This window comes from Ruegeria arenilitoris (genome assembly GCF_013035315.1).
Taxonomy (GTDB): domain Bacteria; phylum Pseudomonadota; class Alphaproteobacteria; order Rhodobacterales; family Rhodobacteraceae; genus Ruegeria; species Ruegeria arenilitoris_D.
This window is the reverse complement of sequence record NZ_WQHP01000002.1, coordinates 231,044-242,738: the sequence shown is the minus strand read 5'-3', so window position 1 is coordinate 242,738 and position 11,695 is coordinate 231,044. Positions and strand designations below refer to the sequence as shown.

Sequence of the window (11,695 nt, the reverse complement as noted above, 5' to 3'; positions counted from 1 at the left end):
GCGGCCCTTGTCAGGTTTACTGGGATGGTCCTCCGGTGGGATTGAACGCCGACAGACCTTTGAGGATATCGATGGCGTAGGCCAACTGATAATCCTCTTCGCGCAGCTCGGCCGTGGCTTCGGCCTTGGCACGATCTTCTTCGATCTGACGGATTTCGTCCTCGCTCAGGCTGTCGTTGTTCAGGCTACCGCGCAGGTCGGCCTCGGACCGGGTGCGGGCGTCGGCTTCATCCTCGTCGGTCTCTGGCGCCGGACGCGGCTGTTCCACGATGATGTCAGGGCTCACACCCAGCGCCTGGATCGAACGGCCCGACGGTGTGTAGTACCGCGAAGTTGTCAGGCGCATTGCGCCGTCTCCACGCAGCGGCATAACCGTTTGCACCGATCCCTTACCAAAGCTCTTGGTACCAACCACGATCGCACGGCGGTGATCCTGCAGCGCGCCTGCGACGATTTCCGAGGCTGAGGCCGAACCACCGTTGATCAGCACGACGATCGGCTTGCCTTCGGCCAAGTCACCCGGTGTCGCGTTAAAGCGCTCACCGTCGTTTGCGTCGCGACCACGGGTCGAGACGATCTCACCTTCGTTCAGGAACGCGTCCGAAACCTTGATGGCCTGCGTCAGCAACCCACCGGGGTTATTCCGCAGGTCGAGGACCACGCCGTTGACCTTATCAATGCCGCCGGCCTCTTCGATCTGTTCGTTCAAACCCTCTTGCAGATTGGGGAACGTCTGATCGTTGAAGGTGGTGACACGCAGAACAACACTTGTTCCCTCGGTTCGGGCGCGTACGGCTGTCAGTTTGATGGTGTCACGAATGATGGTGACATCGAACGGCTCCTGCTCGCCTTCACGGACCACAGTGATCACGATCTCCGAACCCACGGGACCGCGCATCAAATCCACCGCCTTGTCCAGAGTCAGGCCCAGAATGCTCTCGCCATCGACATGTGTGATGAAGTCACCCGCTTCGATCCCGGCTTCATCTGCCGGTGTGCCATCGATAGGAGAGACGACTTTTACAAAGCCTTCCTCTTGCGTGACTTCGATACCCAGCCCACCGAACTCGCCACGGGTTTGAACGCGCATTTGTTCAGCGTCGTCCGGCGACAGATAACTGGAGTGCGGATCAAGCGAGGTCAGCATGCCGTCAATAGCCGCTTCGATCAACTCTTCGGGCTCGACCTCTTCGACATATTGGGCGCGGATACGTTCAAAGATATCGCCAAACAGATCCAATTGTTCGTAGACAGTAGCCTTGCTGTCGGCCTCTTGCGCCAGCAGTGGGCCGGCGATCTGTGTAGTTGCGATTACACCTGCCACGGTTCCGGCCAGACCGGCCATCAGAAATTTCTTCATACTCGTTTATCCATCCTTGTCGGTCCGAAACCACGATTCCGGGTCCACGGGGCTGTTATTCTCTCTTACCTCTATATAGAGCGTTTCTGACCGGTCAGTTCCAGTGCCATCACCGCTTGTTGACAAAATAGCGCCGATTTCGGGCGTTTCACCGGGCATCAACCCGACTGGCGTACCCTCTGGGATCACTTCGCCCGTGTTGCCATAGACGTCTTGAAGGCCCGCAAACACAAACAACAAGCCGGGTTGCGGCTCGAGGATCACCACATTCCCAAGCTCTAGCAACGGGCCACGATATCGAATTGTTGCGGCAGTCGGGGTTGTAACAATTGCCCGCGGGCGGGTAGCCAATACCACGCCGGGGCGGGTCACACCTGCGGCATCCGTCTCATTCGCACGGTGCAGCATCACCCCCTGAGTCGGCAGGGCAATCTGCCCTTTCCGATCCGACACATCAGCGTCCGTCGCCGCGATTTCACCTTCCGAGATTTCGGACAGACCGCTGGCGAACCCATCCAATGTCTCGGTCGAAGAAATCAGGATGGCCGTTCGGACCGGGTCCTCTACGAACCGGCGGGGCAGATCAGTGCGGTCAGCAATGGCCTCACTGAGTTTGGTTCGTGCGTCCTGCACGCCGGTCAGCCCTTCGACCAGTGTTTCGGCAGCACTTTGCTGCAGTTTGCGAAGAGTCTGAACCTCTTGCAGATCCCGCGCCAGCGCCTGTGCGCGTGCGTTCAGCCCAGGCGTGACCTCTGATAGCATCATGCCTGCCCGCGCGGACCCAAGCGGGCCGGACGGGTGAAGCATCAAAACCGGCGGGGCCGTGGTTTCGATTGTCTGCAAAACACCAAGCAGTTGTGCCACGTCTTTTTCGCGCGCCCGCAGCTCTGCTGTTAGCTGAGCCTCTCGCGTCGCCGCCATGCGTAACCCGTCACGCATTGCCGAAAGCCCCGCCTCATAGGCCTGAATCGTTTCGGTCAGGGCGCGCACACGGTCTCTCGCCCCGTCCGCTTCGGTCAAGTTGATTGACGCCTGCTCCAGCATTCGTGCGGCGTTCAATGCCGCCGTAGACGGATCATTCTGCGCACCGACGGGTGACGCAATGCACAATGCAAGAATGAGCGCGCGGAGCTTCATGACAGAAGGCTCTGACCCGTCATCTCGGGCGGTTGCTCAAGGCCCATCAACTCCAGCAGCGTTGGTGCCAGATCGGACAAGCGACCATTGCGCAACGTTGCCCCTTCAGGTCCACCAACCAATGCCACGGGTACCGGGTTCAGCGTGTGTGCTGTGTGTGGTCCGCCGGTTTCTGGATCAAGCATCATCTCGCAATTGCCGTGATCCGCCGTGACGATCATCGCACCGCCTGCCTTTTTCAACGCGGCAACCACCTGAGCCAACCCTTGGTCTACCGCCTCACAAGCCTTGATTGCGGCCTGTAGATCACCAGTGTGGCCCACCATGTCCGGGTTGGCGTAGTTCGTGACGATAAGATCATACCCCGCCTCGATCGCTTCGACAAACTTGGCCGTCACCTCGGCCGAAGACATCTCGGGCTGCAGATCATAGGTCGCAACCTTCGGGGAATTCGGCATGAAGCGGTCTTCGCCCTCCTCGGCCGTTTCCTTACCGCCGTTGAGGAAAAAGGTCACGTGGGGGTATTTCTCGGTCTCGGCCAAACGGAACTGGCGCAGCCCTTTTTTGGCAACCCACTCACCCAAGGTGTTCACGATATCCCGCTTGGGGAACACGGTCGTCATATAGGCGTTGTGGCCGTCCGAGTACTCGACCATGCCCAGCAAAGCCGACAGCTGCGGACGCGGGCCGGTGTCGAAATCCGCGAAACCCGGCTCACCAATTGCGCGCAGAATTTCGCGGGCGCGGTCGGCACGGAAATTCAGGCAGAAAAAGCCGTCGCCGTCTTTGACACCATCGTAGCCGGTCAAAACCGTGGGAACGATAAATTCATCCGTTTCCGACTGATTATAGGCGTGATCCACGGCCCCATGCGCCGTTGCGGCCGTACGACCCTGACCCTTTATCATCGCATTATAAGCTTCGCTGACCCGCTCCCATCGATTGTCGCGGTCCATGGCAAAGTACCGACCACTGACCGTGACGATCCGTGCGCCTTCAGGCAGGCGGTCTTCAAGCTCGGCCAAATAGGTAAAGGCTGATTTAGGGGCCACGTCCCGCCCATCTGTGATGGCGTGCACCGCAACCGGAACACCCGCATCCGTGATGGCCTTGGCCGCAGCGACGATGTGGTTCAGATGACCGTGCACGCCACCGTCCGATACCAGCCCCATAAGGTGAGCTGTTCCACCTGCTGCTTTCACCTTGGCGATAAAGGCCTGCAACGCGGCGGTGTCAAAGAAACTGCCATCCTCGATTGCCAGATCAATCTGCCCCAGATCCATAGCAACAACCCGACCCGCACCGATATTGGTATGGCCAACCTCGGAATTGCCCATTTGGCCACTTGGCAAACCCACATCCGGGCCATGCGTGATCAGAGTCGCGTGCGGCCCGTTGGCCATGATCGCATCAAAGGTCGGCGTATTCGCAAGAAAAGGCGCGTTGGCTTGCGTGTCATCGGACAAGCCCCAACCATCAAGAATACACAGGACGACGGGTTTGGGGGCGGTCATTGCGGCTCTCCGGGTTTCTGCTCTTGTTCGGTCTTGTATCCTCTGACCTTGGGCAATTGAACCGTATTCTGAGCGCGGATGGCCAGAATTAATGCCCGCTCGCCCTAGCCATTTTTCGTGTAATCCTGATAGGGGCGCGCTTTTCGTCCGCGATACTTGACCGTCAGGTCCAAGGGCGCATCGTTTTCGTCATAAACCCCGACCACAACGCCCCTGCCCCGGCTTTTGGTCCGCATTTCGATCAGTTGCTGTTCCGACCGGGTCGTGCGTTGCGATTGACGACGTGTCCAGGCGAAAAGATGGGCATACATGTCGGCAATCAAATCCGCATGATCCGCGCTGTCGCCCAGATCGTTCAACTCGTTCGGGTCGTTTACAAGGTCAAACAGGATCGGTCGGTGGCCGCCTTCGCAATGGATCAGTTTCCACTTTTTGTCAGCCACCATGAACATGACCGCATCCCGGACCGAAGCGTTCAGCATGTCTGCAATAGGCGAGGCCGAATAGTCGTATTCGCAAACCACGACATCGCGCGGCGTTTCCGTATGGTTCCCATGCAGGATCGGAAGCAGGGAATGCCCTTCAAGGATATGGCCTGCTACGTCGCCACCCGCTACGTCCACGAAAGTCGGTGCCAGGTCGATGGATTCGACGAGCGCATCGCTGACAGTGCCACGGGTCGCGTCTGCCTGCGGGGATGGGTCGTAGATGATCAGCGGCACTTTTGTCGAAGCATCATGAAAGAAGGTCTTCTCGCCCATCCAGTGATCACCCAGAAAATCTCCGTGATCCGAGGTCAGGACGATCAACGTGTCTTCCATCCGACCCGTTTTTTCCATCCAATCAAACAAACGACCCATCTGATCGTCGGCCTGTTTGATCAGCCCCATATAGGCCGGGATCACTGCGTCGCGCACATCCTGCCGCGAGAATGCCTGCCCCACTTTGGTGTCCATGAACGCCTTGAGCACGGGATGGGCATTCTGCCGCTCGGCTTCGGACCGGATCACCGGCGCGACATGCTGCGGACCATACATCGAGGCATAGGGTTCCGGCACGATGTAGGGCCAATGCGGCTTGATAAAGCTCAGATGGCAGCACCAAGGCCCGTCATGGGTCTCCATGAAATCCATTCCCCGTCCTGTCAGGTAGGGGGTTTCGCTGTCCTCTTCGGCGATGTTAGCAGGCTCGGCAGAATTCCTAAGGAACCAGCCGGAAAGGACATTGCCATCCGCATCCAGACCTGAATTGGCAAAGTCGTGCCAGGGGTTGTCACTCTCATAGCCTTTGGCGGTCAGGTACTTGTTGTATTCCTTCGCGCCATCCGGGTCATAGTAACCATCCGGCCCTTCAGGTAGCATTCCATCGTCGCGCTCGAACACGTCGAAGCCGCATTCCGCCACCCGCGCGCCGATCAAACTGTCAGGCTCCAGCCCCAGCCGCGCCATACCCTCTGCATCCGCCCGCATATGCGTTTTGCCGACCAGCCAGCAATCCATACCGGCCTTTCGCAGATGGTCGCCCATCGTGATCTCGCCAACCTTCAGCGGGATACCGTTCCACGACGCACCATGCGAATGAACGTATCGGCCGGTATAGGTCGACATTCGCGAACTGCCGCAAATCGGCGATTGGATATAGGCCCGGTCAAACCGAACGCCCTTGGCCGCCAGTCGGTCGATGTTAGGGGTGTGCAGATGTGGGTGCCCGTAACAGCTCAGGTAATCCCAACGTAGCTGGTCGAACATGATGAACAGGATGTTTTTGGCTTTGGCCAAACCTGCGCCCTCCCCCAATATGCCTCGGAGGAGTTTTTAGACAGTTTCGCAGAAATAACGAAGCGCAATTTGCGCTTAGGCCTGACGCTCCATCTGTTCAAGCATCTTCTTGGCACGCTTGCACTGAAGCTGATCGCGCAGGGGAGAGTTCGGATCGACGTCTTTCTGGCAGACCACACATTTGTCTGCACCCGAGATCGCGTTCAGACCACCGCAACTGCCCTTGATGGTTTTTCCCATCAGCATGACGCCCAAGGACATGCCCACCACGATGATAAGCAGCAGAAAGAAGGCGATGATAAAGGTGCTCATTCCGGTCCTATCCGTCAGTTGGTGCCCAAGGCGTCTTTGAACGCAGTGCTATGAACAGTGATATAGGCATCGTCGCCGCCTGTCACATCCCGCGAGATGAAATATACGGCAAGTTTATGCTCTTCTGCCAGTTCCATACCTTTTTCCTGACCCAACGCCAGCATCGCCGTTGCCCAGGCATCGGCCATCATCGCGTTTTCGGCCAGAACCGTCACCGAAGTCGTGCGGTGCGTGATTGGACGACCGGTTGTGGGATCAATGATATGTGAATAGCGCACGCCATCCTGTTCAAAGAAATTCTTGTAGTCGCCCGAGGTGGCCATGCCCAGATTGTCGAGCTGAACAATTAGTTGCAGGTTCTGTGATCCAGCCTCGGGTTTTTCGATGCCGATCCGCCAGGCCTCGCCCTTGTCGTTCTGGCCCATGGTGACCAGATCGCCGCCAATCTCGACCATGTAATTCTCGATCCCCGCCTCGCGCAGCGTCGCGGCCACGGCGTCGATGCCATAGCCTTTGGCAATGGCGGACAGGTTGATGCCAACACCAGCATCCGACTTGGACAAAGTGCCTTTGTCTGCATCCAGCGTCAGCAAACGCGCCTGGCCTACGCTATCCAAAGCGGCCTGTATTTCGGCATCCGAGGGCACCGGGTCTTCCGGCTTGCGCGGACCAAAGCCCCACAGCTCGATCAATGGGCCCAAGGTGACATCGAAAGTGCCGCCGGATTTATCATGCACATCGTTCGCGGCCGCGATAACCAGTGCGAATTCATCAGACACTTCGGTCGGTTCCGTGCTGGTAGACGCCGAGAATGTCGAAACCTCAGAATTTGGGTCCCAGTTGGACATTTTGGCATTTACGTCAGCCAACGTCTCTTCGACAGCTGCACCTAGCGCAGTTTCATCAACATCCGTGCCAATGGCGGTGATGTTGAAGGTGGTACCCATGGTCTCACCGGACAGGCGCACAACTTCGGGCTCTTCGTCGAAAAGACACCCGGACAAAAGTGTTGCAGCAGCCAAAACAGGCAAAAGGCGCATCGAGAGACCTCCTGAGGAAAACCGTGCCCGGCATATGCCAGCGGCCCCTTGCAGAGTCAAACCGACTTCACAGTTTCAGAGGCAAGAACCCCAGTGCCAGCAATCCGATGCCAGCCGGAACACCAAAAAGCCAGGCTTTTTTCTGCCATCCCTCGGCCTGCTGTTTCCAGGCCATTCTGAAGTTATGCCCGCAAACCACCACGGCAAAGAAAATCAGCGCGGCAATGGGCGGGGTTAGGTACAGGTCAGACAACAGGCCGGATATCCTTGATTTGCGGCAGTTTTCGCCGGTTTGGGAATTTGCACCCTATACAGACTGCTTTGCTGCGGTAAGGTGTAAGGGAAGCCATCTCAAAAAAAGAGGAGATTGCCAATGGCCCCAACCTCATATCAGCCCCCCACCCGTGGCGACAAGGCCGATAAAAGCACACAAAGTCAGTCGGTTGAATCCAACCTGTCGCACACACAGACGACAGTCTCGAAGCTGCTTGAGGGTAAAGGGGATGCTGTGTTTGCGGTGCGCCCAAATGATACGATCCATTCGGTCGTCAATACACTCAAGGAAAAGCGGATCGGTGCGGTGGTCGTAACCGACCAGAACGGTACGCTACAAGGCATCCTGTCGGAACGCGATATTGTGCGGCGCATGGCGGACACGCCCGGCCAAACCCTGCCGCAATCGGTCGAAGATCTGATGACCCGCGAGGTCAAAACCTGCGCACCAGAGGATCTGTTGAACGATGTCCTGAAAACCATGACCGACGGACGGTTCCGCCATATGCCGGTTCTAAGCGACGGTCATCTGCGCGGTGTCATCACAATCGGAGACGTCGTTCATTTCCGGCTGAAAGAGCTGGAATACGAAGCCCTGCGCATGAAACAGATGATTGTCGGCTGAGACCGTCAAAAGAATACCCCTTGACCTTGGCGGACCAACAGTATCCCTGATGCGCAAATTGGTTCGGTTATAGGTCGAGGGTAAAATGAAACGTGTTTTGATCACGGGTACAGCCGGTTTCATTGGATTCCATCTGGCAAAACTGTTGCTGGCCGAGGGATTTCGGGTGCACGGCTTTGATGGAATGACGGACTATTACGACGTCGCCCTCAAGCGCCGCAGGCATCAAATGCTGCTTCAGAACCCAGGCTTCTCTGCGACCGAGGATCTTCTGGAAAACCACGAAAAACTGAAGCAGATCGGGGAAGAATTCCAACCGGACGTGATTGTTCACCTCGCTGGTCAGGCGGGCGTACGTTATAGCCTAGAAGACCCGCGCAGCTATATCGACTCGAACATTGTCGGCACCTTCAACGTGATGGAAGTTGCGCGCGAGCATAAGGTCGAGCACCTGTTGATGGCCTCAACATCCTCAGTCTACGGCGCGAATGAGGCGATGCCCTTTACCGAAGTCGAAAAGGCGGACACCCCGCTGACCATATATGCCGCGACCAAAAAAGCGAATGAGGCTATGGGGCATTCCTATGCCCATCTGTGGGACCTGCCGACCACGATGTTCCGCTTTTTTACGGTCTATGGGACCTGGGGCCGACCTGATCTGGCGTTGTATAAATTCGTTGACGCCATTCTGGATGAACGCCCGATCGACATCTACAACCACGGTGACATGTATCGCGACTTTACCTATGTCGATGATCTGGTTCGTGGGATCAGGCTATTGATCGACACCCCTCCTGTGCGGCCCAACAGCCCGGACGAGATTGAGGAAGGCGATAGTCTTTCGCCCGCGGCCCCTTGGCGCGTGGTAAACATCGGCAATGGCGACAAGGTCCGACTGATGGATTTCGTCGAAGCAATCGAGGACGCTGTCGGCAAGAAAGCCATTCGAAACTATATGCCGATGCAGATGGGGGATGTTCCTGCGACTTGGGCCAACAACGATCTGCTGCAGCGCCTGACCGGGTATCGCCCTCAGACCGATTTCAAAGATGGAATTGCCCGTTTCGTGGAATGGTTCCGCGATTACCACGGAAAGTAGGCTGAGTTTCCACATGTTCGAAACAGATCCAAATTCACGAAAAATCGCCGTCATCGGATTGGGCTATGTCGGGCTGCCTCTGGCCGTCGCTTTTGCGAAGATCGGCCCGGTAATCGGCTTTGACATCAACACCGCCCGGATCGAAGCATTGCGCACAGGACAGGACAGCACCCAAGAGGTGGAGCCCGAGGAACTGGCGGCTGCGACTGGTCTGACCTTTACTACAGACCCTACCGCCCTCGCAGAATGCGACACCTTCATTGTGACCGTGCCAACCCCAATCACGGCGGGCAAACAACCAGATCTGGCACCCCTGTTACGCGCCTCCGAAACGGTTGGGAGCGTTCTGAAAAAAGGCGATCTGGTGATCTATGAAAGCACCGTCTATCCCGGCGCAACCGAGGAAGATTGTGTGCCGGTTGTGGAGCGTGTTTCAGGCCTAACGTTCAACGAGGATTTCTTTGCAGGCTACAGCCCCGAGCGGATTAACCCCGGCGACAAGACGCACCGGATTTCAGACATCTGCAAGGTGACATCGGGGTCGACCCCCGAAGTCGCCGATCTGGTCGATGCGCTTTATGCGCGGATCATTTCCGCAGGCACGCACAAAGCCGAAAGTATCCGCGTTGCGGAAGCCGCCAAAGTTATCGAAAACACACAGCGCGACTTGAACATTGCGCTGGTCAACGAGTTGGCGATGATCTTTGGGCGTTTGGACATCGATACCGACGCTGTGTTGCGTGCGGCGGGGACAAAGTGGAACTTTCTGCCCTTCCGTCCGGGTTTGGTTGGGGGCCACTGCATCGGCGTTGACCCTTATTATCTGACCCACAAAGCTGAGGCCGTCGGGCATCATCCGCAGATCATCCTGGCCGGTCGGCGGCTTAATGACAGCATGGGCAGCTATGTGGTGTCCCAACTTGTGAAGCGAATGACCCGTGCCGGAATTGACGTGGGATCTGCCCGCGTTCTGGTCATGGGCCTGACCTTCAAGGAAAACTGCCCCGATCTGCGAAATACTCGGGTCGTCGATATTATTGACGAGCTGAAAGACTACGGAATTGCTGTGGATGTTCACGATCCGCATGCAGATGCGGCGGCCGCGCAGGATGAATACGGCATTTCGCTGATCGATGCTCCGCAGTCGCACACCTATGACGGGGTGATCCTGGCGGTTGCGCATCATGAGTTTCTGCAGATTGATCCAGCACGTATTCGTGCGTACGGAAAGGACCCCTGCATCATATTCGACGTCAAATCCGTTCTGCCGGTCGAAGCCAGCGATCTACGTCTATAAAAAAACCGGCGCCCTGAGCGCCGGTTTTTTGTCTCTTACCCGCCGAAATCGTCGAGCATGATGTCTTCGCGGTCCACACCCAGATCCAGCAGCATGTTGATGACCGACTGGTTCATGATCGGCGGGCCACACATGTAGAACTCACAATCCTCAGGTGCCGGGTGGTTCTTGAGGTATTCTTCGAACAGAACATTGTGGATGAAGCCGGTATAGCCTTTCCAGTCGTCTTCGGGCTGTGCGTCCGACAGGGCGACATGCCATTCGAAATTCTCGAATTCTTCGGCCAGCGTGTCGAAGTCTTCGACAAAGAACATCTCTTTCTTCGAACGCGCACCGTACCAGAAGCTGATCTTACGGTTGCGGTTCTCAAGACGCTTGAGCTGGTCGAAGATGTGGCTACGCATCGGCGCCATACCAGCACCACCGCCGATAAAGACCATCTCTTTCTCAGTTTCGCGGGCAAAGAACTCACCAAACGGACCCGAGATGGTTACCTTGTCACCCGGCTTCAGGTTGAAGATATAGGACGACATCTGACCCGGAGGGATACCTTCCGACCCCGGAGGCGGTGAGGCAACACGGACGTTCAGCATGATCATGCCTTTTTCGTCCGGGTAGTTTGCCATCGAATAGGCACGCTCGATCGGTTCGGCAACAACCGACTCGTACTGCCACAGGTTAAAGCGGTCCCAGTCTTCGCGGTACTCTTCCTCGACGTCGAAGTCCGTGTACTTCAATGCGTGGGCCGGCGCTTCGATCTGGATGTAGCCGCCAGCGCGGAAGTTCACATCCTCGCCTTCCGGCAGATCCAACGTCAGCGCCTTGATGAAGGTCGCAACGTTCTCGTTCGAACGTACCGTGCATTCCCATTTCTTGACGCCGAATACCTCTTCGGGGACTTCGATGTCCATGTCCTGCTTGACCGCGACCTGACAGGACAGGCGGTCGCCGCAGGCTGCTTCACGCTTGGTGATGTGGCTTTCTTCAGTCGGCAGGATCGACCCGCCGCCCGAATGCACACGCACACGACATTGTGCACAGGTACCACCGCCACCGCACGCAGAAGGCACGAACAGCTTCTCGGCCGCCAGCGTTTGCAGCAGCTTGCCGCCCGCTGGAACGGAAATGGTTTTCTCGCCGTTAATGGTGATGTTCACATCACCGGTCGAGACCAGTTTCGACCGCGCCGCCATAATGATGGCGACCAGAGCGATAACGATCAGGGTAAATAGGACGACGCCCAGGCTAAACGTTTCCATC

Annotated in this window: 11 protein-coding genes; 3 read left to right on the top strand and 8 right to left on the bottom strand. The window is 57.1% G+C overall.

Annotation, left to right across the window (positions count from 1 at the left end; all coding sequences use genetic code 11):
- Positions 1–16 precede the first annotated feature (16 nt).
- The 7 genes from GOV53_RS05870 to GOV53_RS05840 form a co-directional block, all read right to left on the bottom strand.
- Entirely contained in the window at positions 17–1,360 is a 1,344-nt protein-coding gene (locus tag GOV53_RS05870; RefSeq protein ID WP_170464714.1) for a S41 family peptidase, read from the bottom strand.
- Positions 1,361–1,366: 6 nt separating this feature from the next.
- Complete coding sequence (locus tag GOV53_RS05865; RefSeq protein WP_170464713.1) at positions 1,367–2,497, bottom strand: murein hydrolase activator EnvC family protein; 1,131 nt, start codon at positions 2,495–2,497, stop codon at positions 1,367–1,369.
- The gene (gene gpmI / locus GOV53_RS05860) at positions 2,494–4,011 is read right to left on the bottom strand and encodes a 2,3-bisphosphoglycerate-independent phosphoglycerate mutase (RefSeq protein WP_170464712.1); all 1,518 of its coding nucleotides are present in this window, start codon (positions 4,009–4,011) and stop codon (positions 2,494–2,496) included. Before gpmI ends, GOV53_RS05865 begins: the two co-directional genes overlap by 4 nt.
- 104 nt (positions 4,012–4,115) lie before the next feature.
- Complete coding sequence (locus GOV53_RS05855; RefSeq protein ID WP_170464711.1) at positions 4,116–5,789, bottom strand: sulfatase-like hydrolase/transferase; 1,674 nt, start codon at positions 5,787–5,789, stop codon at positions 4,116–4,118.
- Positions 5,790–5,864: 75 nt separating this feature from the next.
- Complete coding sequence (gene nqrM / locus GOV53_RS05850) at positions 5,865–6,101, bottom strand: (Na+)-NQR maturation NqrM (RefSeq protein WP_170423432.1); 237 nt, start codon at positions 6,099–6,101, stop codon at positions 5,865–5,867.
- A 14-nt stretch (positions 6,102–6,115) separates the two neighbouring features.
- Positions 6,116–7,141, bottom strand: coding sequence for an FAD:protein FMN transferase (locus GOV53_RS05845; protein WP_170464710.1), 1,026 nt, complete (start codon positions 7,139–7,141; stop codon positions 6,116–6,118).
- A 67-nt stretch (positions 7,142–7,208) separates the two neighbouring features.
- A complete protein-coding gene (locus GOV53_RS05840; RefSeq protein WP_170423429.1) occupies positions 7,209–7,394 on the bottom strand; it encodes a hypothetical protein in 186 nt (61 codons plus the stop codon).
- 120 nt (positions 7,395–7,514) lie between these two features.
- On the opposite strand from GOV53_RS05840, the gene GOV53_RS05835 reads away from it, so the two are divergent.
- The 3 genes from GOV53_RS05835 to tviB all read left to right on the top strand — a co-directional run bounded on the left by GOV53_RS05835 (position 7,515) and on the right by tviB (position 10,435).
- A complete protein-coding gene (locus tag GOV53_RS05835; RefSeq protein WP_170423427.1) occupies positions 7,515–8,039 on the top strand; it encodes a CBS domain-containing protein in 525 nt (174 codons plus the stop codon).
- Between the two features lie 85 nt (positions 8,040–8,124).
- Positions 8,125–9,138, top strand: a complete 1,014-nt coding sequence (locus GOV53_RS05830; RefSeq protein WP_170464709.1) for an NAD-dependent epimerase/dehydratase family protein — start codon at positions 8,125–8,127, stop codon at positions 9,136–9,138.
- Positions 9,139–9,151: 13 nt separating this feature from the next.
- Positions 9,152–10,435 (top strand): Vi polysaccharide biosynthesis UDP-N-acetylglucosamine C-6 dehydrogenase TviB, encoded by a 1,284-nt coding sequence (gene tviB / locus GOV53_RS05825; RefSeq protein ID WP_170464708.1) that lies wholly within the window; start codon positions 9,152–9,154, stop codon positions 10,433–10,435.
- Between the two features lie 35 nt (positions 10,436–10,470).
- Here tviB and nqrF read toward each other — a convergent pair whose 3' ends face one another.
- Positions 10,471–11,694 (bottom strand): NADH:ubiquinone reductase (Na(+)-transporting) subunit F, encoded by a 1,224-nt coding sequence (nqrF, locus tag GOV53_RS05820; protein WP_170423421.1) that lies wholly within the window; start codon positions 11,692–11,694, stop codon positions 10,471–10,473.
- Position 11,695 lies beyond the last annotated feature (1 nt).